This window comes from Microvirga thermotolerans, from assembly GCF_009363855.1.
GTDB lineage: Bacteria > Pseudomonadota > Alphaproteobacteria > Rhizobiales > Beijerinckiaceae > Microvirga > Microvirga thermotolerans.
Genome location: NZ_CP045423.1, coordinates 1,636,554 through 1,660,383 on the forward strand (window position 1 = coordinate 1,636,554; position 23,830 = coordinate 1,660,383).

Genomic DNA, 23,830 nt, shown 5'->3' on the forward strand with positions numbered 1-23,830 from the left:
CGGCGCGCCGCTGCGGCCTTGCGACGGTGAGCGAAACGCTCGAGAGAGCTGTCGGTCCGGGGGAGAGGCGCATGAGAGGCGGGAAGAAGACGGGGACGGAGCCGGGCGGGCACGGGCAGAAGACCGCGCCCGCCAGGACGAACCAGCTTCAGACCCTCGACCGGGGCCTTCAGGCCCTCGGCATCGTCGCGCAGAGCGCGAGCGGCATCACCATTGCCGACCTTGCGGCACGGCTCGATATCCACCGGGCCATCGTCTACCGAATCGTCTCGACGCTCGAATCCCATGCCCTGGTCTCGCGAACCCCGGAGGGGCAGATCCATCTGGGGGGCGGAATCCTGGTGCTGGCCTCCCGGTTCGAGCCGCAGTTGCGCTCCATCGCCCGGCCCATGCTGCAGAGGCTGGCCCAGGACACGCGGGCGACGGCCTTCATCTCGGTGGCCCAGGCGGAGGAATGCGTCGTCATCATGGTCGCGGAGCCGGAGGAGGGCCTGCTGCGCGTCGGGTACCGGGTCGGCAGCCGGCATCCGCTGACGCTGGGGGCCGCGGGCATCGCCATCCTGGCGGGCCGGCCGGAGGGGCCCGACGATCCGGAGGCCGTCCGACAGGCGCGAAGGGACGGCTTCAGCCTCACCAGGGGGCAGCTCCAGCGCGGCGCCGTGGGAGTGGCAAGCCCCATCCATCTGCCGGACCGGCCCCGCACGGGCTTCGAGGCCTGCATCGGCGTCGTGGCCATGGACGATCTGGATACCGAAACGGCGATTGCCGCCGTCAGGTCGGCGGCGCGCAAGCTCGCCTCGCTCATGCAGGCCTGACGGCCCGCTCCGCCCTGCGGTTGTGCGCAAAGCCCATCGGCTGCTCCGGCAGACCGCGGGCGCGCCATATCGCCTCCTTCCAAGGTCAAGCTTTGTCCGGTAGAGAGGCCGCTTTCATCGGCGGCGCCGTCCGGCGTTGCAGAATTTTGCTCATGTCAACGCCACATCGTTTCATTCGGTCGTTGCTGGACCTCGGAGCCCGCTTCCTGCCGCGCGGCGGCGTCGTCCTCCTGCTCGGGACGCTGTCGGCCCGGGCGATCTCGACCTGCGGGCTGCTCGTCACGGCGGCGCTCCTGGGACCCGCGCCCTATGCCGCCCTCGGCGTATATGTCGGTGTCCTGTCGCTCCTCTCCGTAGCCGCCTGCGGGCGCTACGAGGCCGCGATTCTCGCGGTGAGGGACGAGAGGGATGCGCGCTCCGTCGTCCTGCTCTCGCAGCGGATCTGCGCCCTGTTCCTCCTTGCCGTATCCGCCTTCTGCGCGCTGGCGGTCGCGATGGGGTGGAACGTGCCGCTCGGATTGCCCGCGGCCGCGCTCGCCGTTCTGCCGCTCGGCATCTTCGCCCGCGTCAAGCTGCGCATCGAAAGCCTCGTGCTCACCCGGTCCGGCCGGCCGCGGATCCGGGCGCGGGGCGCCGTCGCGCAGAGCATCGCGCAGCCGCTGGTCACGCTCGCGATCTATGGCATGGCCGTCGACCCGGTCATGGCCCTAGTGCTCGGAGACTGCGTCGGGCATCTGGTCGCCGCGAGCATTCTCCGGGTCGGCAACCGTGCCTGGCGCGAGGAGAACCCTCCGCGCGGCCGCCTCGTCCAACATGCGAAGGCATGGCGCCAGATGCCGCTGCCGGGTCTGCCGAACGCCTTCCTGAGCATCGCCTTCGATGCGGCGCCCGCCCTGCTCGCCGGTCTCACGCTGCCGCCCCATCTCGGCGGCCAGATGATCCTCGCCCTGCGTCTTCTGGACATTCCGGGCTTTCTGGTGAGCTTCGTCGCGGTGCCGACGCTCCAGCGCGCCATCGTCGAGGACAGGACACCGCTCCGATACACCCTGCGGCCCGTTCTCCGGCTTGCCGTCCTGCTCGGCGGCACGTTCCTGGCGATCGCGGGCGCGGCTCATGTCCTCTCGCCGCTTCTCCTGCACACCCGGTGGCCGGAGCTGTTCCGGCTCGTTCAATGGTTCGCACCGAGCGCCGCGCTCCTGGCCTTCATCAATCCGCTGATCGAGCTCATCGCGATCTACGGCGTGGAGGTGCAGGCCTTCCGGCTGCATCTCGCCTCGCTTTTCGTGCTTGCCCTTTGCACGGGAGGGCTTCTGGTCTTCGGGGAAAGGGTGCCCTCGCTTGCGCTGCTCATCGCGCTCGCGGCCCTGGCGCGCGTCATCCTGTTCGCGCGTCTGCTCGTCGCCCAGAGCCGGATCGAGCGGGAGAGGGTTGCCCGACGCGCCTGAACGGCCGCGCGGAAACGGGCCCGTCAGGCCGGTTGCATGGCGGCGGCGATGGATAATAGCCTGTCGTTACGCCGTCGGACGGCGGATCCTGTCCATGTCCCTGTGAGCTGCAGATGAGCGACATCTCCGTGCCGAGGCGGCACTTCCTTCTCGCGTCCCTCGCGGGAACGCTCGCCCTGCGGCCGTTCGGGATTCTCGAGGCGGCGCCGCGCCTGCCGGACGATCCCTTCACCCTCGGGGTGGCTTCCGGCGCGCCGCGTCCAGACAGCGTCGTCATCTGGACGCGGCTTGCCCCGAAGCCGCTCGAGGGTGGCGGGATGCCGGAGACTCCCGTCGCCGTGGACTGGCAGGTCGCCGAGGACGAGAGCTTCCGGCGGATCGTCCGGAAGGGGCGCGCCGTGGCCGAGCCCGCCTCGGCCCACGCCGTCCATGTGACGGTCACGGGGCTCCGGCCCGCGCGATGGTACTGGTATCGCTTCCGCGTCGGCCGCGCGGCGAGCCCCGTCGGCCGCACGCGCACCGCGGCAGCGCCGGGCATGACCGGCGACCTGCGTTTCGCCTATGCCTCCTGCCAGCAGTACGAGCAGGGCTACTATGCCGCCTATGCGGAGCTCGCGCGCCGCGACCTCGACTTCGTCGTCCATCTGGGCGACTACATCTACGAATCGTCCTGGGGCTCGCGCCATGTGCGCAAGCACCAGGGCGGCATTCCGACCACGCTGCCCGAGTTCCGCGAGCGCTACGCCCTCTACAGGCTCGATCCGGACCTCCAGGCGGCGCATGCGGCGTTTCCCTGGCTCTCGATCTGGGACGATCACGAGGTTGCAAACGATTACGCAGATGACCGCTCTCCCGCCATGGCCGACCGGGACCAGTTCCTGAAGGTCCGCGCTGCCGCCTACCAGGCCTATTACGAGCACATGCCCCTGCCGCCGGCCGCGCGCCCGCGCGGCCCCTCGGCCGTCATCTACGACAGGTACCGGTTCGGCGACATGGCGAGCGTGATCCTCCTCGACGACCGGCAGTACCGCTCGCCGCACGCGTGCCTGACAGGACGCAGCGCATCGCCGCGCGCGGACTGTCCGGACCGTCTGCGGGAGGACCGCACCATGCTCGGCGCCGAGCAGGAGGCGTGGCTCGACAGAGCCCTGGCCGGAACCCGGACCCGCTGGACCGTCATCGCGCAGCAGACCCTCATGGCGGAGCGCGACCTCGATCCGGGCGACGGCCATGGCTACTGGATGGACGGGTGGGACGGCTATGCCGCCGGGCGCCGGAGGCTCCTCGACGGCATCTCCGCCCACCGCGTGGCCAACCCCGTCGTGATCGGAGGCGACGTGCATGCGTTCTTCGCGGCGGATCTCAAGCGCGACTTCCACGACGAGAAGGCGGAGGTGATCGCCACGGAATTCTGCGGCACCTCCATCACCTCGGAAGGGCCGAACGCCAAGGGGATTGCAACCGTGCGCGCCAAGAACCCGCACATCCGCTATGCCCGCGGCGACAAACGGGGCTTCGCCACCGTTTCCCTAAGGAGCGGCCACTGCGCGGTGGATTTCGAGGCCGTGGAGAACGAGAAGGAGCGCCGCTCCCCGGTCTCCCGCATCGCCTCCTTCGTCTGCCTCGACGGCCGTCCCGGCGTGCAGGAAGCCTGAGACGGAGGCCGGGGCCGGTCCTCAGATCGCGATGCCGGTGGCGAGGGCGCCGAGCAGGGCTCCGGCCAGCACGCATCCGTCGTGGAGGCCGAGCTGCCAGCGCGAGGGCTCTCCGTCCCGATGGAGCCACAGGGTCGTGCCGAGGGCGGCCAGGGACCAGCCGATCCCCAGAAGCGCCGCCGACAGCGAGAAAAGGGGCGCGGTGGAGGAGAGGGAGAAGATCAGGGCCCCCGCCCCGAGGGCAGCGCTTCCGCCTCCCGCGATCCAGAGGGGACGGACCGAGGGCAGGCCCGCGAGCACGAGCGACGGCGCATACATGGCGACCACGTGCCATGCGACGACGCCGGAGACCGCCCCCGTCAGGCCGCACCCGACCATGGCGATGGGGGTCGCGCCCATGAGGGCGGTCATCGTGAACCAGGCGGCGGCGCCGACCAGCGTCGGCAGGAGAACGGCCCGCCACGGCTTGCCTTGCCGGGGCGCGGTAAGCTGCGTGTGCAGCGGCCGGTAGGGCAGGGCTGCCGTGGCGGCGAGGGATCCCACATGGGCCAGGGCCGCCGCCGCGCCCATGCCGACGAAATCGCGCGGCGCGGCGAGGGCCTCCGCCGCCCGGGCGATGCCCGGCGCTGCGACCCCCGCGATTGTCGCCGCTCCGAACACCAGCAGCAGCGCGGACGTGCCCCTGGCGCCGATCCCTGCCGCGGCATGGCGGTAGAACAGGCTGAACCCGCCTGCGACCCCGAGCCAGAACGCGCCCAGGACCAGGGCGCCGAAGTGCCACCCGGTCAGAGCCCAGACCAGCATCAGGCCGCCCGCGATCCCGATGCTCGCGCCGAGGGAGAAGGCGGCGCGCCGGCCCAGCGCGTCGAGCAGGAGGGAGGCGGGAAGCCCTGCGACCGCCGCCCCCGCGTAGAAGGCGGTGTAGGGCAGGGCGGCCGCGGCCCGGCTCGGCGCAAGGGACAGGCCGGCGAGCGGCAGGATGCCGAGGATCAGGACTTGCGACAGGACGGACAGGGAGAAGGCGGCGGCGAGCAGGGCGGTCCCGCGCCGGTCGGCCTCGCCGTCGCCGGGTACGATGGCGCAGGCGCAGTCGAGCCGACCTGCGCGCGGAAGATCCGTGGAAGCCGTCATGGCGTCACGTCGTCGTCGCTGAGCACGCGCAGCGCCGCGCCCTGCACGTCGTCGTACTGTCCGTTCCTCAGCGACCACAGGAAGGCGGCGAGGCCGCAGAGGCCGAGCATCAGGGCCGTCGGGACGAGGAAGAGGAGAACGTTCATGGTTCAGGCTCCCTGAAGGACGGCGGCCGCGGATCGCCGCCGCGAGGCGTTCGGCTGCTGCGCGGGTGCGCGCACGCCGCGGGCCCGGAGCGCGTTGAGCGTCACGAGGCTCGACGAGCCGGACATGGCGAGCGCCGCCACGAGGGGGGTGACATAGCCGAGGAAGGCGAGCGGCACCGCGAAGAGGTTGTAGACGAGGGCGATGACGAGGTTCTGGCGCATGAGGGCATGGGCGCACCGGGAGATCGCCACCGCCTCGGCGACCGGCGCGAGCCTGTCGCCGAGGAAGACCGCATCCGCCTGCGCCTGCGTCAGGTCGGCCGCGGTGATCGGGGAGATGGAGACATCCGCTGCCGCCAGGGCCGGGGCGTCGTTGAGGCCGTCCCCGACCATGAGAATGCGGCGCCCTTCGCCCTTCAGGCGCTCCAGGACGGCGATCTTCTCGGCGGGCTTCGCGCCGCCCTGCCAGCTTCCGATGCCGAGCGTCCCCGCGACGGGAGCGACCGCCTCTGGCCGGTCGCCCGAGAGGATGCGGCAGTCGAGGCCGAGCGCCTGCAGCGCCCTCACGGTTCGCGCCGCATCGGGCCGCAGGGCCTGGCGGACGCGGAGAACGGCGCGCTCCCGGCCGTAGGAGAAGGCGATGAGGGAGGCCTGCGCGTCCTCGGCGGCCGCGGCGGCGGCGAGATCCTCGGCGCCGCAGAAGGCCGGGCTGCCGAGACGAAGCTCCACCCCGTCCACCACGGCGCGGACACCCTTGCCGGGCTCCTCGACCGCGCCTTCGAAGGGGCGGGCGTCCCGCGCCTCCCTGGCTGCGGCCGCGGCGAGGGGATGGTGGCTCGACAGGGCGAGGCGGGCGGCCGCTTCGAGCAGGTCGGGGCGGATCGCCGCCGTGTTGGCGATCCGCGCCTCCGGCAGGGTCAGGGTGCCGGTCTTGTCGAACACGACCGTGTCCACGGACGCGAGGCGCTCCAGGGCATCGCCGGAATTGAGCAGCACGTTCGCCCTGAACAGCGCCCCTGAGGCGACGACCTGCACGACGGGGATGGCGAGGGCGAGCGCGCAGGGGCAGGTGATGATGAGCACCGCGACGGCGGTGATGACCGCATCGTGCACCGAGGCCCCGGTGGCGATCCACACGATGGCCGTGAGGGCGGCGGCGATGTGCACCACGGGTGCGTAGGCGCGTGCCACCCTGTCTGCCAGTTGGCGGTAGCGCGACTTCGCGGCGGATGCGTTGTCGAGGAGGCGCTCGACCTCGTCCAGCAGGGTTCCCTGTCCCGCCGCGGTGACCTGCACCGTCAGCGCCCCGGCATGGTTGAGGCTCCCCGCATAGACCGCGTCGCCGCCGCCGAGGGCGCGGAGCGCGGTTTCGCCCGTCACGAGGCTCTCGTCCGCCTCGGAGGTGCCGGACAGGACGACGCCGTCGACGGGGATGCGCTCTCCGGGGCGGACCAGCACCCGGTCGCCGGGCGCGAGGGCCGCGACGGGAACGAGGGTCGCCTCGCCCTTGGCGTCGAGGCGATGGGCGACTTCCGCGCGGAGGGAGGCGAGGTTGCCGGCGACCGCCCGCGTCCGGCGGCGCATGGCCTGGTCGAGGTAGCGTCCGCAGAGGAGGAAGAACAGGAGCATCACCACGGAGTCGAAATAGGTATGCTCCGCGTGGTTGACGGTCTCGATCACCGACATGACGAGCGCCAGCAGAATGCCGATGGTGATCGGCACGTCCATGTTGGTGCGCCCCTTCCTCAGGGCGCCGAGGGCGCTGCGGAAGAAGGGCTGCCCCGCATAGGCGACCGCCGGCAGCGAGATGAGCGCCGCGAGCCAGTGGAAGAAGTCGCGCGTCTCCGGCGAGATGTCCGTGACGTTGCCCGACCACACGGAAACCGCGAGCAGCATGATGTTCATGGACGCGAAGCCCGCCACCGCAAGGCACTTGAGGAGCCACTGCGCCCTGCGTGTCTCCTCCTCCTCTGCGGCACGGGCCTTGAAGGGATGCGCGCGATAGCCGAGCCGCCTCAGCTCCTCGACGGCGCGCGCCGGATCGAGACCGCCGGTCCATTGCAGGGACAGGCGGTGGGTCGTGTAGTTGAGCCGCGCGGAGAGAAGGCCGGGAAGGTGGGAGAGGCCGCCCTCGATCTCGCCGATGCAGGCCGCGCAGTCGATTCCCTCGACGGCGAGATCCAGATGGGACGTGCCGTCGTCCTGGCGCTTCACGTAGACGGAGAGGTCGAGGGTCTCGGCCATGAGGCCACTCCTTTACAGAGCGATGCGGCTTCGCGAGCGGAACACGGTTTCGTCGCCCCGCCGGAGGCCGATCACCAGGTCCCACTGGCCCCGGTGCACGGGCGCGTCGCACTGGAAGCGGCCGGGTGCCACCTCGACCGCCTGGAGGACGAGGTCGTGGCGCCGGTCCGTGGGATGGGCGAGGCGGATTTCAGGGACGAGCCCCGCGATCGCGCGGTTCTCGGCGTCGCGGGCGCTGATCGCGATGCGCGTCGCCTCAGCGCCCCGCTGCACGGCGGCCTCGACCGACCAGTGGCGCGCATCCTGGGCCTGTGCGGCCGCGACGTCGTTCTTGAAGGCGAGCCCGGCCTTGTACGCGCTGTCCGTCTCGACGCCGCTGAAGCTCGAAACCGCGATCCGGGCCATGATGATGTTCGCCGCGAAGACGACCGAGAAGAAGGCGACCAGATAGAGAAGCACCATGCGCCCGGTGAGGGGGCGGGGAGTGCGCGCAGGGCGAGAGACAAGGGTGACGGGCATGGCGGTCGCTCCTCAAGGTGCCATGAAGTGGTCGCCGGCGTGGGCCGTCTCGCCGCTCGCCGTATCGGTCAGGGTGAAGCGCAGGCCGGTCGAGGAAGGCGGCTTCCCGCCGGCGGTGACGAGAGCCCGCGCCTCGAGGGTCTGGTCGGGCCCGACGACGATCACGGCGCGGCCGGCCTGGTCGACCTGGCCGCCGACCACGTCCAGCCTGGCGTCCGGGAGGCCTTCCACCTCCAGGGCGTAGCGGCGCTCCTCGAGGTTCTTGTTGGCGACCCGGATCGTGAAGCCGTTGCGGATGGAGCCGTCCGACAGGCGCACGAAGAGCGGGTTCCGGTCGTGCATGACGCTGAGATCCGTCGTGTGCCGCATGGCGAGCGAGACGAGCATGATCGCCCCGACCGTCACGATGAGGCCCGCATAGAGGATCGTCCGGGGCCGCACGATGCGTCGCGTCTCGGGGCGTCCTTCGATCCTCGCCTGCACGTTCATGTCGGTGTCGTAGGCGATGAGGTTCGGCGCACGGCCGATCTTCGCCATCACGGTGTTGCAGGCGTCGATGCACAATCCGCACTGAATACAGTCGAGCTGCAACCCCTTGCGGATGTCGACCCCGGTCGGACAGACGGCGACGCACTGATCGCAGTCGATGCAGTCTCCGGCCGGGAGGCCCTGCTTCTTGAGCGCCTCGTTCTTCTTCATGGAGCCGCGCGGCTCGCCCCGGTCGTAGCGATAGGTGACATTGAGGGCGTATTCGTCGGTCAGCGCCGCCTGGATGCGCGGCCACGGGCACATGTAGGTGCAGACCTGCTCCCGCATGAAGCCGGCCAGCGTGTAGGTGGTGAACGTGAGAATGCCGATCCAGATATAGGCGATCGCCGGGGCCTGGAACGTGAGCAGCTGGCCGACGAGGGTGGGGGCGTCGGCGAAGTAGAGCACCCAGGCGCCTCCGGTCCACCAGGCGATGAGGAGCCAGATCGAGTGCTTCAGGATCCTCAGGGTGACGATCTCGAGGATGGCCTTCTCCTTGGCGCGCTTCGTCCTCTCGCGGCGGTCGCCCTCGATGAGCCGCTCGACCGCGTAGAACAGGTCCGTCCAGACCGTCTGCGGGCACAAATAGCCGCACCAGACGCGCCCCGCGACCGCATTCATCAGAAAGAGCGTCAGCGCCGCCAGGATCAGCAGGCCGGTGATGTAATAGACCTCCTGCGGCCAGATCTCGATGAAGAAGAAATAGAACCGGTGATTGGGAAGATCGACGAGGATCGCCTGGTTCGGGGCATGGGGGCCGCGGTCCCAGCGGATGAAGGGCAGGAAGTAGTAGATGCCGAGGGTGACGGCGAGCACGATCCATTTGATCGTGCGGAAGCGTCCCTTGACGGCCTGCGGATAGATCTTCTTGCGCGGAACGTAGAGGGGCTGCTCGTCCGCCCGTTCGGCGGCGTGCGAGGTCAGTTGTCCGGCAAGGGGAGCGTCAGCCATGGAATCCGTCGCAGGTGCTCATCGCGAAAAACCGCCCCTTCATAGGTCCGGGGCGGGAGAGTCGCTTTGATTTGGGTCAATGGAGCGGGCCGGCGTTCCCGGCCCGCCGCGGCGACAGGGAAGGGCTACTGCGGGCGTCCGCCTCCCAGGGAATGCACGTAGAGGGTCAGGGCCTTGATGGTCGTGTCGTCGAGGCGGCCGTGCCAGGTGGGCATCACGCCCCCGCGGCCGTTGACCAGCCCCTCCACGATCGTGGCCTTGCTCGAACCGAACAGCCAGATCTGGTCGGTGAGGTTCGGCGCCCCGAGGTCCTGATTGCCCTGGCCCTTGTCGCCGTGGCACGCGGCGCAGTTGTCCGCGAAGACCTTCGCTCCGGCGGCGAGATCGGCGCCCCGGTCCACCGGCAGGCCGGACAGGGAGCGCACGTAGTCCGCCACCTGCGAGATGTCCTGGCGCTTGAGCATGCCGTCGCGGCCGAAGGCCGGCATCGAGCCCTGGTGGCCCTTGTCGCTCGTCGAGCGCGCGCCGTACCGGATCGTCTGCTCGATCTGGGCGAGCGTGCCGCCCCAGAGCCAGTCGTCGTCGTTCAGGTTCGGGTAGCCCTTGGCCCCGGCGCCGCCCGCCCCGTGGCAGGGAGCGCAGTTGTCGCCGAAGGCGGCCTTGCCCTGCGCCCGGGCGAAGGCGAAGAGTTCGGGATCCTGGGCGACCTGCTCCAGCGGCGTGTCCGCCAGCTTCGCGGTCATGCCGGCCCGCTGGCTCTTGAGGGAGGCGAGGTCCGCCTCGATCGCCTCGCGCGAGTGCCAGCCGAAGACGCCCGTGGTGTAGGACGAGACGAGCGGCCACGCCGGATAGGCGATGCAGTAGGCGACGGCCCAGACGATGGTGGCGTAGAAGGTCCACAGCCACCACCGCGGGAGCGGGTTGTTCAGTTCCTGGATGTTGTCCCAGCTGTGTCCCGTCGTGGCGACCCCGGTGACGGAATCGACGGGGCCCTGCGTTTCATGGGCCATGGATCAGTCCTCCTGAAGAGGGATGCGCGCGGCCGCGTCGAAGCGGTTCTTCCGCGAAGGGGCGAGGGCATAGACCACCACCGCCGCGAAGACGGCGACGAAGTAAGCGAGCCCCCAGGTCTGGGCGAATTCTGCGAGGAACTTGTAGGTCGCTGGCATGGATGGGGTCCTCAGCGCACGTTGGCCTTGTTGTCGTAGAGCTTGAAGTCGACCTGCGTGCCGAGCATCTGCAGGTAGGCGATCAGCGCGTCCGCCTCCGTCACCCGCTGCGGGCTGCCGCCGAAGTTGCGCACCTGTGCGCCGGGATAGCGCTTGACGAGGTCGTCGGCGTTGGGCGCGTCGGTCGTCGCCTGGGTGCGGATGTCGCTCGCGGCCTTCGCGATCATCTCGGGCGTGTAGGGCACGCCGAGCGCGGCCTGCACCTTCATGTCCTCGGCCACGTGCTCGGCGTCGAGGTCGTTCTTCGCCAGCCACGGGTAGGAGGGCATGATCGAGCCGGGCACTACCGCGCGCGGATCGTTCAGGTGATCCCGATGCCACTCGTCGGAATACTTGTTGCCGACGCGGGCGAGATCGGGGCCGGTGCGCTTCGAGCCCCACTGGAACGGGCGGTCGTACATGCTCTCGGCCGCGAGCGAGTAGTGGCCGTAGCGCTCCACCTCGTCGCGCAGCGGGCGGACCATCTGGCTGTGGCAGTTGTAGCAGCCTTCGCGCACGTAGATGTTGCGTCCGGCGAGCTCGAGGGGGGTATAGGGCCTGACGCCCTCCACCTTCTCGATGGTGCTCTTGAGGTAGAACAGGGGCACGATCTCCACGAGGCCGCCGATGGCGATGACGATCAGCACCCCGATGAGGAGGATGATCGAGTTCGTCTCGAAGATCTTGTGACGGGACCAAAGGGACATGATCGGTTCCTTTACTCCGCAGCGGCCAGGACCGGCTGCAGCGCTTGCGGCTCTTCGGCGGCCGCCTGGCCGACCGTGATGGTCTTCCAGACGTTCCAGGCCATGATCAGGCTGCCGGCGACGAAGAGGGCGCCGCCGAGCGCGCGGATGAGGTAGAAGGGATGCATCGCCTCTACGACCTCGATGAACGAGTATTCGAGGAAGCCGAGGTTGGTGTAGGCGCGCCACATCAGGCCCTGCAGGATGCCGGCGACCCACATCGAGGAGATGTACAGCACGATGCCGAGGGTCGAGATCCAGAAGTGCCAGGAGACCGCCTTCATCGAGTAGAGGCGCTCCTTGTTCCAGAGCCAGGGCACCAGGCAGTAGATCGCGCCGAACGAGACGTAGGCGACCCAGCCGAGCGCGCCGGAATGGACGTGGCCGATGGTCCAGTCGGTGTAGTGCGACAGGGAGTTCACGGCCTTCACCGACATCAGCGGGCCTTCGAAGGTGGACATGCCGTAGAAGGCGACCGACACCACCATCATGCGCAGGACCGGATCGGTGCGCAGCTTGTCCCAGGCGCCCGAAAGGGTCATGAGGCCGTTGATCATGCCGCCCCAAGAGGGCATCCACAGCATGATCGAGAACACCATGCCCAGCGTCTGCGCCCAGTCGGGCAGGGCGGTGTAGTGGAGGTGGTGCGGACCGGCCCAGATGTACATGAAGATCAGGGCCCAGAAGTGGATGATCGAGAGCCGGTAGGAATAGACCGGACGCTCGGCCCGCTTCGGGATGAAGTAGTACATGATGGCGAGGAAGCCGGCGGTGAGGAAGAAGCCCACCGCGTTATGGCCGTACCACCACTGCACCATCGCATCCTGGACGCCCGACCACACGATGTAGCTCTTGGGCGAGAAGAGCGAGACGGGAATGGCCGCGTTGTTGCCGAGATGCAGGACGGCGATGGTGAGGATGAAGGCGAGATAGAACCAGTTCGCCACGTAGATGTGAGGCTCCTTGCGGCGCATGACGGTGCCGAGGAACACCAGCAGATACGCCACCCACACCACCGTCAGCCACAGGTCGGCATACCATTCGGGCTCGGCGTATTCCTTGCTCTGGGTGATGCCGAGCAGGTAGCCCGTTCCGGCGATGACGATGAAGAAGTTGTAGCCCAGCACGACGAACCAGGGCGCGATGTCGCCCGCAAGCCGCGCGCGGCAGGTCCTCTGCACCACGTAGAACGACGAGCCGATCAGGACGTTGCCGCCGAAGGCGAAGATCACGGCCGACGTGTGCAGGGGACGCATCCGCCCGAAGGACAGCCAAGACGTGTCGAAGTTGAGCGAGGGGAAGGCCAGCTGCAGGGCGATGAGCAGGCCGATGGCGAAGCCGGCGATGCCCCAGAAGACTCCGGCGATGGTCGCGAACTTCACCGGCCCCATGTTGTTGTTCGGCTTGCCGCCGATCGTCAGAGGCGGCAGCTCCGCAGGCCTGTCGTAGTAGCGGTCGACGATCTTGAACGCAGCGGCGCCCGCCGCGGCGGCGAAGAGGTAAGCGTGGAAGGCGTATTCCGGGGTGTACGCTTTCGCCGCGATGATGATGCTCAGGAGCGACAGGGCGGCGAATGCGAGCGCGGAGCCCGCTTCGCCGAAGGTCATTCCCTTGGAGATTGTTGCCGTATGAGCCATGGCCTCGACCGTTCTGATGGGAGGCGAGCACGCAGCTTCGCCGTCTGCTCCCCCCTTAAGGGTTCGAGGCGGCAAGGCATTGATTCAGATCAATGGGTCTCCGGGCGGGCCTGCTCCGCTCCCATTCTTGCCGACGAGGCTCCTCCGACCCGGCGCGGGATGGCCAGGCCCGATCCGGCGCAGGCACGCTTTCCGGCGCGACGTGCACTTTCTTAGGGGAAACTTTACCTTGCGGTAGGATTGCTGGGGACAGACAAGAACCCTTCCAGGAGAACGGTCATGCGCCGCCCCCTTCTCGCCGCAGCCTTCATGCTCGCCTTCACGGCTCCGGCCGCCGCCCAGTCCAGCCCGCCGCGCACGGATGAGCAGGCTCCCGTGACCCGGGCCGAGATCCGCGAGCTGATCGAGGCGGCCCAGGCCACGGCCAAGGCCTCCCGGGAGAACGTGAACTATTCCCGGGCCGTCCCGGACCTGCTCTTTCAGATTCTGGCCAAGCTCGACAAGATCGAGGACAAGCTCGACAAGGTCGAGACCACCCTCAAGGCGGAACGCGCCTCTTCCCAGAAGAAGCGCTGACCGCCGCAAGCGGGGCTCAGTCGCGCGGGGCCGTCCGGTCTCGCGCCTCTTCCTCGCTCCTGAGGTCGCTCAGGAAGTTCGGATTGGTCCAGATATCGGATGCGGGCACCCAGCCGACAGGCTCCTGCGCCTTGGGCACGAGATAGACGAAATCCTCGGCGATCTTCTCGATCGTGCAGGGATACGCCCTCCGATCCCCGGGAGGGCGGTAGATCACCGTCGCCCCTTTCCTGACGGAACCCGTCGCAAGAAACATGGGAGCGCCGGAGGCCGGAGCCTCCTTTCCCGAGGCGTCGGGCTGCGGCCCGTTGCTCCGTCTGGCTCGGTAGCGATCGAGCGCCGCGATCGCCGCCCGGGCACGATCCCGGTAGCGCTCCGTGACCACTCGCAGGACAGGGCCGTTGCCGCGGCCCGGATACCAGGATGTCCCGCCGATCTTGGCAAGCTCGGCGGCTACGATTTCGACCTCTTCGTCATTCATGGCGTCTTTCCTGTCCGGGCGGCCGGGGCCGCCCGTGCGTCCTCCGAAAGCCTTGGATTGCGAGTTTGAGCTGATGAGCGGATGAGATCTGTCTCTGGGACTGGGTTCCTGCCTTCGTCTGGATAATGAAGATTTTCAGTTTGCGGCAAATCGCGGGAATCGTAAATAGGATGCTTGTTCTATTCGTTCCTGCGCCAGTTCGTCATTCTGTTGCAGAAAATGAGATTTTCGTCGGACGAATTCGTGATAGTTACTGAATTGCGCCCGTCCGCGATCTTCGTTCTGCTCCGGCAGTACGCAGGGTTTTCGTCGGAGCGCCGGCCGGCGGGAGACCGAGTCACGGCTCCGCTCAGGACAGAAACGAGGAGCGACGCATGAGGGGATCCCGAGGGTGGCAATTGCGGGAGGCGACCGTTCCGCTGGTCTTCCTCCTTCTCGTCTCCATATTCGTCGCGGTCCAGTTCCTGGCCACTCCGCCGGCCCTGGGCAGCCTGAGCCTGCTCGCGCCCCCGCAGACGTCCAGTCCCCGGGCGACCCTCGAGGACTTCCGGAGCAACGTGAGGCGCGCCACGACGCTCCTGATGGACGCCTACCGCGAGAACAGCGCCGAACCGGGTCTGTTCTGGAGCCGGAGCGTCAAGGAGAAGGTCAAGGAGGCCGAAGCACTCCTTGCGCGGGCGGCCCGGGCGCTCGATCTCCGGGATGTCCCGCCCGTGGAGCTGGAGCACCGGCGCCTCGAATCGACCCTGCTCCTGAAAGAGGTCCTGGACCGTCTCCCTCTGCCGCCCCCTGCGGCCATTCCCGGCGATGCCGAGGTAGACAGGAGCCCGATCCCGAGCTGGACGATTCCCGGGACGGAAATCCGCATCGTCCGGGTCACGGACGGCCCGCGCGCGGGGGAATATCTGTTCTCGGGTGAGACGGTGCGGCAGCTCGAGTCCCTTTACCGCCTGATCCGGGAACAGCCGGATCTCAGCGGGGTCACGGCGGATTTCTACGATTTCTACAGCCAGTCGCCGGGTCATCTCCTGCCGCCGAAATGGTACGGCCTGATCGAGAAGCTGCCCCGTCCTTTCCGCGTGGAGATCGAGGGGCAGGCGGTCTGGCAATGGATCGGGTTCTTCCTGGCGGCCGGGCTCTGCGCGGGGGCGGTGTTCGCCGTACATCGCCTCGTGCGGCGGGTCGGACGCCGCGGCGGCATGGTCGCCTCGCTCCTGGCGACCGTTCTGGTCCCGGCGACGATGGCGGTCGCCTGCATCTTTCTCGTCTACGTCGCCGATTACCAGATCAATCTGACGGGGCGGGTGAACGAGGTGGTCGACGAGATCGGACAGGGGCTCGCCTATCTCGCCCTCATCTGGGCCGTCCTGAAGTTCTCCAACGGTCTCGCCGGGCAGCTGTCCTTCACGCGTTCGGAGAGCATCGACGCCCATCTCGCGCGGGCGTCGGTGCGCATCGGCGGGATCGCGGCGGCCATCGTCCTCCTGATCTACGGGGCCTCCTATCTCGGCATTCCGCTCGCGGGCCTCCTGGCCGGTCTCGGCGTCGGCGGCCTCGCGGTGGCGCTGGCGGCGAAGCCGACCTTGGAGAACTTCATCGGCGGGCTCATTCTATATGCGGACCGCCCGGTGCGGGTGGGAGACCTGTGCCGCTTCGGGAATCTCGAGGGCCGGGTGCAGGAGATCGGCATCCGCTCGACCCGCATCCGCGGGCTGGACCGGTCCCTCATCACGATCCCGAACGCCACCTTCGTGAACATGAACATCATCAACCTGACCAACCGGGACCGGATGCCCTATGTCAGGACCGTCGGTCTCCAGGCGACCGACAGCGTCGCCATCCGCCGCGAGGTGGAGGAGATCGCCAGGATCGTGGCGCAGCATCCGGAGATCGAGCCCGACTCGGTCCAGGTGCGCCTGCGCGACGTGCACGAGGAAAAGCCGAAGGCGGAGATCCAGGCCCTCATCACGACGTCCCGCTGGGATCGGTTCCTGCAGATCCAGCAGGACATCGACCTCATGCTCCGTGACGCGTTCGCGGCCTCGAAGGAAGCGGACGCGCCGGCGGAAGCCTCCAACGTCTATTCGCTCAAGGAATCCGAGGAGACTCAGGCGCCCAAGGTCTCCACGGCGTCGTGATACGGGGCGGGAGCGGGCTCCCGCCCGTGCGGAGGCGTCCTATTCGATCCGCACGATCTCGGCTTCGGTATGGGCGACCGAAACGGCGTCGCCCACCTGCTTGCCGAGCAGCGCCTGCGCCAGCGGCGACACGTAGGAAATGCTGCCCTTGGCCGGATCCGCCTCGTCCTCGCCGACGATGCGGTAGGTCTGGGTCCGTCCGTCGTCCCGCACGAAGGTGACGCGCGAGCCGAACCGCACGTGGGAGAAGTCGGTGGGTTCGGGCACGAGCTCCGCGGTCGACTTGCGGTGGGACCAGTAGCGCAGGTCGCGCGCGACGCGGGCGATCTCGCCCTTGTCCTCGGCTTCCTGGGCCTGGGCGAGGCGGTGCTGCAGGTCCGCCACCATGGCGTCGATCTGGGCGAGCCCGGCCGGGGTGACGAGGTTCTGGTGCGGGCTGATCGGGCGGTCCGGCAGGTCCTCGAAGGCCTCTCCGCGGTCGTCTTCCCGAACAAAGGCACGGCTCATCGCTGCGACCCTCCGCTTCAGGATGAAAACGATTCCGGGCCGGGTTTGTTCGGCCAAGCTCCCTGCGCAGGAAGGATGAGGGCCGTCCGCCTCTGCAGCAGGCGCATGCCTCTTAAGGATGATGGTCCTTGCGCAGATGCCCTACGATCCCGCCGGGGAACGCATAGACGCTCACGATGAACAGGATGCCGAGCCACAGGAGCCAGCGGTCCGGGTGGACCAGGTCCGGCAGGAGCGGAAGGCCCGCCAGGGCGGCGCTGCCCGCGCCCATCAGCACCTGAAGGTAGCTCTGCGCCAGCACGAACAGGGTCGCGCCGAGAACGGCCCCGTACAGGGTGCCCATGCCGCCGATCACAACCATGAGCAGGATGTCGATCATGATCGAGAAGGACAGGGTCGTGTCCGGCCCGTTGTAGCGCAGCCAGAGCGCCATCAGGGCCCCGGCGACGGTGGCGGCGAGGGCGGAGATCACCGAGGCCGCCGTGCGGTAGGCGACCACCCGGTAGCCGAGGGCCTCCGCCCGGAACTCGTTCTCGCGGATCGCCTGCAACACCCGCCCGAAGGGCGAGTTCACCACGCGCAGCAGGAGGAGGAAGCCGAGAACCGTCACGGCGAGGATGAGGTAGTAGGCGAGGATGCGCCCGTTCACGCTCACGCCGAGGACCGGCTCCGCGAAGGGGCGGAAGGCAGGTCGCAGCTCCGCCGGAAGCTGGAACGACAGCCCGTCCTCCCCGCCGGTGATGCCCGACATCTGCGAGGCGAGAACGGCGACGGCGGAGGCGACCGCGAGGGTGATCATCGAGAAGAAGATGGCGCGCACCCGCAGCGACAGCAGGCCGATGGCCGCCGCAAGGACGGCGGAGAGGGCGAGGCCCAGCGCGAGGCCGATGGCGGCGGACCCCCACGAGGGGCCCAGGCGCTCGAGCGCGATGGCGATCCCATACCCGCCGATGCCGAAGAACATGGTGTGGGCGAACGACACGATCCCGGTGTAGCCGAGCAGCAGGTCGTAGCTCGCCACGAGAAGGATGAAGACGCAGATCTTCGCCGCCGTGCTCAGGGGCTGGCTGCCGGAGAACAGGAACGGCGCGGCCCCGAGGCACAGGACGATGCCGAGCAGGATGACGGACAGCACCCAGGACCGGGGCGTGTCGAAGGACAAAAGCCAGGCCAGGGGGCCGCGCGGCCTGCGGGGGCCGTCGAGGGCGGCTGTCGGGGCGGGGGAGCTTGTCATCGGCGTGCCACCGGGAACAGGCCCTGGGGACGCCAGATCAGCACCAGGGCCATCACGAGGATATTGGAGACGAGGGCCAGCTTCGGCGCGAGGAAGCCCACGTAGTTGGCGACGAGGGCGACGAGGATCGACCCCACGAAGCAGCCGCCGACGGAGCCCAGGCCGCCGACGATGATGACGATGAAGACGAGCACCATCACCTCCATCCCCATGCCGGCGGTCAGGGTCTGGCGGTAGAACGCCCACATCACCCCTCCGAGCCCGGCGAGGGCCGAGCCGGCGACGAAGACGCTCACGAACAGGCGGCGGATGCGGTAGCCCAGCGCCTCGACCATCTCCGGGTTCTCCACGCCGGCGCGGATGAGAAGGCCGATCCGCGTCCGGTTGAGGAGGAGCTGCATGGCGACGAAGACGAGAAGCCCGACGCCGACCGCGAACACCCGGTAGCGCTCCATCACCACCTCGCCGAAGACGAAGGCGCCGCGCAGGGTCTCGGGGAGCGGAATGGGGATGGGAGAGGCGCCCCAGATGGCATGGATGGCCTGCTCGGCCACGATGAGGCCGCCCATGGTGACCAGGATCTGCTTGAGGTGGCTGCCATAGACGGGGCGCACGATCACGCGCTCGAACACCGCGCCCACCGCGGCGGTCAGGCCCATCGCGACGGCGATGCACAGGAGCAGCAGGGCGAGGTTGAGCCAGACCGATTCCGCGCTCGCCCAGCCGGCGAGGGGCCCCAGCACGATGAGCGTGGCATAGGCGCCCAGGGAGATGAAGACCCCGTGACCGAAGTTGATGATGTCCATCAGCCCGAACACGAGGGTGAGGCCCGAGGCCATGAGGAAGATCATCATGCCCATGGCGAGCCCCGCCAGGGTCAGCGTCACCCAGGCGGAGACATCGCCGACCAGCGGCAGGGCGAGGAGCGCCAGGGCCGGAACGAGGGCGAGGGGAAGCCAGTCGGTCCGGGCGCGGGGCAGCTCGGCGGCCTGGACGTCGGCAGGAGGGGCTTCGACGGCATCGCTCATTGGTGGGCATCCAGGCTGAGGCCGAGGAGGCGCTGCTGCAGGGCCTTGTCGGCGACGAGGTCGCGCATGGCGCCGGAATGGACGACGAGGCCGTCGTCCATGACGATCACGTTGTCGCCGAGCTGCGATGCGGCATGGAAGTTCTGCTCCACGAGGAGGATCGTCTCCCCGGCCGCCTTCAGGGCGCGGAAGGCCTCGATCATGCTGCGCACCATCACCGGCGCCAGGCCCTTGGTGGGCTCGTCGACCAGAAGGAGGCGGCGGGGCTCGGCGATGGCGCGGGCGATGGCGAGCATCTGCTTCTGTCCCCCGGAGAGGTGGCCGGCCGGGAGGTTCCAGAACCGCTTGAGGGCCGGGAAGAGGCCGAGCATCCAGTCGAGCCGCGCGGGATCGACGGGACCGCTGCGGGCCGCGAGCACGATGTTCTCGCGCACGGTGAGATCGCTGAAGATGCCCATGGATTCGGGGACGTAGGCGATGCCCGCCCGGGCGATGTCCGGCGTCGGGAGTGCGGCGATCTCGCGCCCGTCGAACCGGATGCTCCCGGAGGAGGCCTGCCACAGGCCCATGATCGTGCGCAGCGTCGTCGTCTTGCCGGCGCCGTTCCGGCCGAGCAGCATGGTCAGCTCGCCGGCGGGCACCTCGAGATAGACGCCGTGGAGGATGTGATAGGGGCCGATATGCGTGTGCACCCCTTCGAGCCGGAGGAGGGGCTCGGGAAAGGTCGAAGCCGAGGTCCCGGCCGGGGTCTCAGCCATGCGCCGCCTCCAGGCCGAGATAGGCTTCCTGCACGATGGGCGAGGCGATCACCGCCGCCGGCTCCCCGTCGGCCACAAGGGTGCCGTTGTGGAGCACCACGATGCGGTCGGCCAGGGAGCGCACCACGTCCATCTTGTGCTCCACCAGGAGCACGGTCGCGTCGCCCCGTTCCTTGATGTCCTGGATGAGCTCGAGCACGGTCGGCACCTCGTCGACGCTCATGCCGGCGGTCGGCTCGTCGAACATGAACACCCTGGGATCCATGGCGATGAGGAGCGCCACTTCGAGCTTGCGCTGGTCGCCGTGGGAGAGGGCGCTGGGCGTGACATGGCGCTTGTCCGCCAGGCGCACCCGTTCGAGAATCGCCTCGGCTTTCGCGATCAGGTCGCGGCGGCCGCTCCACACGGAGAGGAGCGTCCACCCGGCCTCGGCGCGGCTCTGCACCGCGAGCCGGACGTTCTCCAGCGCCGTCAGGCGCGGGAACAGATTGGTGAGCTGGAAGGCCCGGCCGAGCCCGCGCTTCGCCCGCGCTGAGGGCGCGAGCCCGGTGACGTCTTCGCCCCCCACCAGGACCTGTCCCGCGGAGGCGCGCAGCTGTCCGGAGACGAGATTGAAGTAGGTGGTCTTGCCGGCTCCATTCGGGCCCACGATGGCGGTCAGCGTCCCGGGCGTGAAGCGGCACGAGACGCCGTTGACGGCCACGTGGCCGCCGAAGCGGATGGTGAGCCCGCGCGTTTCGAGCGCGGGCGCAGCGGTCGGGGACGTCGGCGACACGGACGGGTCAGCGCTTGTTGCGGACCGGGATCGGCAGCTTGTCCGCGGGGATCGTCTCGACGAGGTCGAGCAGGTCGTTCTGGTCCTTGCCGTCCGCCTTCACCTTGAAGTGATACATGACCTGGAGCGCCTGATGGTCCTCCTTGCGGAAGGTCATGGGTCCCTTGGGCGTCTCGAAGGTCATGCCTTCCATCGCCTTCACGAGCTTCTCGGGATCGGTCCCGCCCGCCTTCTCGATGGCGGTGAGGGCCGCCGAGGCGGCCGCGAAGCCGCCCGCGGTGAAGAAGTCCGGCGGCGCGCCGAAGCGCTTCTGGTGCTCGGCCACGAGCCAGTCGTTCATCGGGTTCTTGGGGGCGGCGTAGTAGTAGTAGATCGCGCCCTCCATGCCGGGATAGTTCTTGTAGATCTGCATGGCCGGCAGGATGTTGCCGCCGGGAGCGATCTCGATGCCGTAGCGCTCCGGCTTCAGGTCGGCGATCTTCGGCAGGGGATGCTGGCCGGCCCAGATGATCTCGATGATCTTCCGCCCCGGCTTGTCCTTGAGCGCGTCGAAGAGGCGCTGCGCGGAGGCGGTGAAGTCGGTGGCGTTCTGGGGGGCGTATTCCTCGAACACGACTTTCGCATTCGGCCGGATCGCGGCCAGCGCGCTCTTGAGCGCCGCGACGCCGTCGCGGCCGAACGCATAGTCCTGGGCGAGAGTGGCGATGCTCACCTCGCCCGTCGCGGGAACGGCGGCCGCCGCGCCATAGGCGTCCTGCGTGGAGTTGCGGGCCGTACGGAAGATGAAGCGGTTCCACTTCTCGCCGGTGATCGCGTCGGCGACCGCGGGCTCGACGATGAGAACCTTGCCGTTCTCCTCCGCCACCGGCAGCATGGCGAGCGCCGCGGCGGAGGACGTGGTGCCGACGGCGATGTCGACCTTGTCGTCGTTGTAGGCCTGTTCCAGCAGGGTCTTGGCGAGATCGGCCTTCAGCTGGTCGTCCTTCACGATCACGTTGATCTTGCGGCCCTGCCAGGACATCGACCCCTTTGTGAGATATTCGAGGCCCATCATGAAGCCGGCTTCCGTCTGCTTGGCATAGGCCTCCAGCGGCCCGGTCTTGCCGGCGATGAGCGCGATCTTGATGTCCTGCGCCAGGGCGCCGGAGGCCATGAGCAGGCCTGCCGTTGCGGCAGCGAGTTTCAGTGTCAGGCGCATGCGTTCCCCCTTGCTGTTTCGATCATTGACTGCGCCGCGCGCAACGATGTCAAGCGGGGCAGGAGGACGAGCCACAGATGTCGTGAAGACGGCGCAAGCGCGCCCTTCGCTCAGGCCTCGGGCAGCACGGGCGTCTCGATGTCCTTCTCGACGCGCCCGCGCCGTGCCGCCTGGTGCTCGAGGAGCAGGAGCACGAGGCCCGCTCCGCAGATGACGGCGGCGCCGACGAGGGTCCAGAAGCCCACCACGTCGCCGAAGAACAGGTAGCCGAGCACGATGGCCCAGACGATCAGGGTGTACTGGTAGGGCGCGACCACGGAGGCGGGCGCGAGCTTCAGGGAGCGGTTGACGCAGGCATGGCCGGCCATGGACACGATCCCGAGCAGGAAGAGGGCGGCGAGGTCGAGCGGGCCGGGCGTCACCCAGGAGAAGGGAATCGTAGCGAGGCCGAACGCGAGGGCGCCGAGGATCTGGCCGAGGACGAGGGTCGCGTCGTGGGTGTCCCGCAGCTTGCGGGTAGCGATCATGAGGAGCGAGTAGAAGACGCTCCCCGTCAGAGCGATCAGGGCCGGCAGCGAGAGCGAGGCCGGGGACGGGCGCAGGACGATGAGCACGCCCACGAATCCGACCGCGATGGCTAGGATCCGGGGAGGGTCGAGCCGCTCGCCGAGCATGAACACCGCGAAGGCCGCCACGTAGATGGGGCCGGCGAGGTAGTAGGTCATCACGTCCGCCAGGGGCAGATAGGTGACGGCCCAGTAGAAGCAGGCGACCTCCAGGGTCGACAGGACGACGCGCAGGAGATGAAGCCCCGGCTGCGGCGGAATACGGAACGGCACCTTCTGCCTGCGCATGAGGGGGAGCAGGACCGCGAGGGCCGCGATGCTGCGCAGGAACAGGAGCTGGCCGACCGAATAGGTGGCGACGAGCCACTTGCCCATCACGTCGTTCATGGCGAACAGGAAGACGCCGAGCAGCATCAGCCCGATGCCGAACACCGCGCCGGAGCGGATCTTCGGGGCGGATGGCGTTTCGGGGGTCTGCATGGTCTGTCTCGTCGGGCGGGCGCCGGATGCGCGTTCCGCCTTCATGGTCGATGCCCCGGCATTACTCAAGAGTCCCGTCCGCATTCCGCCCCCGAGCGGCGGGCATGGCGCGCCGGGCGGGATCAGAACGTCCTGGCTCCGTTGACCGGAAGCATGATGGCGTAGAGGGAGGTCGTGGCGCAGATGTAGAGGCGGTTGCGCTTCGGGCCGCCGAAGACCACGTTCGCGACGGTCTCGGGAACGAGGATCTTGCCGATCAGGGTTCCGTCCGGGTCGTAGCAGTGGACCCCGTCTCCAGCGCTGGTCCAGATCCGGCCCGCCTCGTCGAGGCGGAAGCCGTCGAAGAGCCCCTGGGTGCAGGTGGCGAAGATCCGCCCGTTGCGCAGCTTCCCGGAGGGATCGACGTCGAAGACGCGGATGTGGCGCGGGCCGTCCGTCACATGGGTCGCGCCCGTGTCGGCCACATAGAGGCGGGTCTCGTCCGGAGAGAAGGCGATGCCGTTGGGGCGCACGAAATCGTCGGCGGCAATGGCCGCCTCTCCGGTCTGGGGATCGACCCGGTAGACGTGGCAGGCGCCGATCTCGCTCTCCGCGCGATGGCCTTCATAGTCGGAATCGATGCCGTAGGTCGGGTCGGTGAACCAGACCGACCCGTCCGACCGCACCACCACGTCGTTGGGGCTGTTGAAGCGCCTGCCCTGGAAATGGCTCGCGATCACGGTGATGGAGCCGTCGTGCTCCGTGCGCGTCACGCGCCTGTTGCCATGCTCGCAGGTGACGAGGCGCCCCTGCCGGTCCACGGTGTTGCCGTTGGAATAGCCGGAGGGCTGGCGGAAGACGCCCGCCTGTCCGGTCGCCTCGTCGTAGCGCAGCATCCGGTCGCCGGGCACGTCGCTCCACACGAGGTAGCGCCCCGCCGGGAAATAGGCCGGCCCCTCGGCCCACCGGCATCCCTCCGCCAGCTTCTCGAGGCGGGCGGAGCCAATCACGAGGCGGCGGAAGCGCTCGTCGAGGACGACGGCCGGGTTCGCGATCATGCGATCCTCACGGGGCGGGGACCTTCG

Annotated in this window: 23 protein-coding genes; 5 read left to right on the forward strand and 18 right to left on the reverse strand. The window is 68.8% G+C overall.

The genetic code is table 11. The features are described from left to right. Positions 1-71 precede the first annotated feature (71 nt). The 3 genes from GDR74_RS07650 (at position 72) to GDR74_RS07660 (ending at position 3,915) form a co-directional block, all read left to right on the forward strand. A complete protein-coding gene (locus GDR74_RS07650; protein ID WP_152585749.1) occupies positions 72-815 on the forward strand; it encodes an IclR family transcriptional regulator in 744 nt (247 codons plus the stop codon). A gap of 152 nt (positions 816-967) precedes the next feature. Beyond that, positions 968-2,260, forward strand: coding sequence for a hypothetical protein (locus tag GDR74_RS07655; RefSeq protein ID WP_152585750.1), 1,293 nt, complete (start codon positions 968-970; stop codon positions 2,258-2,260). A 113-nt stretch (positions 2,261-2,373) separates the two neighbouring features. Next, positions 2,374-3,915, forward strand: coding sequence for an alkaline phosphatase D family protein (locus tag GDR74_RS07660; RefSeq protein WP_194164668.1), 1,542 nt, complete (start codon positions 2,374-2,376; stop codon positions 3,913-3,915). A gap of 21 nt (positions 3,916-3,936) precedes the next feature. On the opposite strand, the gene GDR74_RS07665 is transcribed toward GDR74_RS07660, so the two are convergent. The 9 genes from GDR74_RS07665 to ccoN form a co-directional block, all read right to left on the reverse strand. Beyond that, the gene (locus tag GDR74_RS07665) at positions 3,937-5,046 is read right to left on the reverse strand and encodes a hypothetical protein (protein WP_152585751.1); all 1,110 of its coding nucleotides are present in this window, start codon (positions 5,044-5,046) and stop codon (positions 3,937-3,939) included. Next, on the reverse strand, positions 5,043-5,192 hold the full coding sequence (gene ccoS / locus GDR74_RS07670; protein WP_152585752.1) for a cbb3-type cytochrome oxidase assembly protein CcoS: 150 nt from the start codon (positions 5,190-5,192) through the stop codon (positions 5,043-5,045). Before ccoS ends, GDR74_RS07665 begins: the two co-directional genes overlap by 4 nt. A 3-nt stretch (positions 5,193-5,195) precedes the next feature. After that, positions 5,196-7,436 carry a heavy metal translocating P-type ATPase gene (locus tag GDR74_RS07675; RefSeq protein ID WP_152585753.1) on the reverse strand — a complete coding sequence of 747 codons (2,241 nt, stop codon included), beginning with the start codon at positions 7,434-7,436 and terminating at the stop codon, positions 5,196-5,198. 12 nt (positions 7,437-7,448) lie between these two features. Further along, positions 7,449-7,955 (reverse strand): FixH family protein, encoded by a 507-nt coding sequence (locus GDR74_RS07680; RefSeq protein ID WP_152585754.1) that lies wholly within the window; start codon positions 7,953-7,955, stop codon positions 7,449-7,451. A 12-nt stretch (positions 7,956-7,967) separates the two neighbouring features. Continuing rightward, a complete protein-coding gene (gene ccoG, locus GDR74_RS07685; protein ID WP_152585755.1) occupies positions 7,968-9,434 on the reverse strand; it encodes a cytochrome c oxidase accessory protein CcoG in 1,467 nt (488 codons plus the stop codon). Positions 9,435-9,559: 125 nt separating this feature from the next. Further along, positions 9,560-10,444, reverse strand: a complete 885-nt coding sequence (ccoP, locus tag GDR74_RS07690) for a cytochrome-c oxidase, cbb3-type subunit III (protein WP_152585756.1) — start codon at positions 10,442-10,444, stop codon at positions 9,560-9,562. Positions 10,445-10,447: 3 nt separating this feature from the next. Next, entirely contained in the window at positions 10,448-10,603 is a 156-nt protein-coding gene (locus GDR74_RS07695) for a cbb3-type cytochrome c oxidase subunit 3 (protein WP_152585757.1), read from the reverse strand. Between the two features lie 11 nt (positions 10,604-10,614). Beyond that, on the reverse strand, positions 10,615-11,349 hold the full coding sequence (gene ccoO, locus GDR74_RS07700; RefSeq protein ID WP_152585758.1) for a cytochrome-c oxidase, cbb3-type subunit II: 735 nt from the start codon (positions 11,347-11,349) through the stop codon (positions 10,615-10,617). Positions 11,350-11,360: 11 nt separating this feature from the next. Then, positions 11,361-13,025 carry a cytochrome-c oxidase, cbb3-type subunit I gene (gene ccoN / locus GDR74_RS07705; protein ID WP_152585759.1) on the reverse strand — a complete coding sequence of 555 codons (1,665 nt, stop codon included), beginning with the start codon at positions 13,023-13,025 and terminating at the stop codon, positions 11,361-11,363. 279 nt (positions 13,026-13,304) lie between these two features. Here ccoN and GDR74_RS07710 point away from each other — a divergent pair, with 279 nt between their 5' ends. Further along, on the forward strand, positions 13,305-13,601 hold the full coding sequence (locus tag GDR74_RS07710) for a hypothetical protein (RefSeq protein WP_152585760.1): 297 nt from the start codon (positions 13,305-13,307) through the stop codon (positions 13,599-13,601). 16 nt (positions 13,602-13,617) lie between these two features. Here the strand turns inward: GDR74_RS07710 and GDR74_RS07715 are convergent, their stop codons facing one another. Further along, complete coding sequence (locus tag GDR74_RS07715; protein WP_194164669.1) at positions 13,618-14,082, reverse strand: hypothetical protein; 465 nt, start codon at positions 14,080-14,082, stop codon at positions 13,618-13,620. A 374-nt stretch (positions 14,083-14,456) separates the two neighbouring features. Here GDR74_RS07715 and GDR74_RS07720 point away from each other — a divergent pair, with 374 nt between their 5' ends. Beyond that, positions 14,457-16,220 carry a mechanosensitive ion channel family protein gene (locus GDR74_RS07720; RefSeq protein WP_152585761.1) on the forward strand — a complete coding sequence of 588 codons (1,764 nt, stop codon included), beginning with the start codon at positions 14,457-14,459 and terminating at the stop codon, positions 16,218-16,220. Positions 16,221-16,259: 39 nt separating this feature from the next. Here GDR74_RS07720 and greA read toward each other — a convergent pair whose 3' ends face one another. From greA to GDR74_RS07760, 8 genes are all read right to left on the reverse strand, one after another. Beyond that, positions 16,260-16,727: a transcription elongation factor GreA gene (gene greA / locus GDR74_RS07725; protein WP_152585762.1), complete on the reverse strand. Its 468-nt coding sequence runs from the start codon at positions 16,725-16,727 to the stop codon at positions 16,260-16,262. A gap of 112 nt (positions 16,728-16,839) precedes the next feature. Continuing rightward, positions 16,840-17,961 carry a branched-chain amino acid ABC transporter permease gene (locus GDR74_RS07730; RefSeq protein ID WP_152585763.1) on the reverse strand — a complete coding sequence of 374 codons (1,122 nt, stop codon included), beginning with the start codon at positions 17,959-17,961 and terminating at the stop codon, positions 16,840-16,842. Then, positions 17,958-18,989 carry a branched-chain amino acid ABC transporter permease gene (locus GDR74_RS07735; protein WP_152585764.1) on the reverse strand — a complete coding sequence of 344 codons (1,032 nt, stop codon included), beginning with the start codon at positions 18,987-18,989 and terminating at the stop codon, positions 17,958-17,960. Before GDR74_RS07735 ends, GDR74_RS07730 begins: the two co-directional genes overlap by 4 nt. Beyond that, positions 18,986-19,747, reverse strand: a complete 762-nt coding sequence (locus GDR74_RS07740; RefSeq protein ID WP_152585765.1) for an ABC transporter ATP-binding protein — start codon at positions 19,745-19,747, stop codon at positions 18,986-18,988. The genes GDR74_RS07735 and GDR74_RS07740 overlap by 4 nt, the downstream gene beginning before the upstream one ends. After that, positions 19,740-20,522, reverse strand: a complete 783-nt coding sequence (locus tag GDR74_RS07745) for an ABC transporter ATP-binding protein (RefSeq protein WP_152585766.1) — start codon at positions 20,520-20,522, stop codon at positions 19,740-19,742. The genes GDR74_RS07740 and GDR74_RS07745 overlap by 8 nt, the downstream gene beginning before the upstream one ends. A gap of 7 nt (positions 20,523-20,529) precedes the next feature. Continuing rightward, positions 20,530-21,720 (reverse strand): substrate-binding domain-containing protein, encoded by a 1,191-nt coding sequence (locus tag GDR74_RS07750; RefSeq protein ID WP_152585767.1) that lies wholly within the window; start codon positions 21,718-21,720, stop codon positions 20,530-20,532. 110 nt (positions 21,721-21,830) lie between these two features. Next, on the reverse strand, positions 21,831-22,766 hold the full coding sequence (locus tag GDR74_RS07755) for a DMT family transporter (protein ID WP_152585768.1): 936 nt from the start codon (positions 22,764-22,766) through the stop codon (positions 21,831-21,833). A gap of 122 nt (positions 22,767-22,888) precedes the next feature. Next, entirely contained in the window at positions 22,889-23,803 is a 915-nt protein-coding gene (locus tag GDR74_RS07760; RefSeq protein WP_152585769.1) for an SMP-30/gluconolactonase/LRE family protein, read from the reverse strand. Between the last annotated feature and the right edge of the window lie 27 nt (positions 23,804-23,830).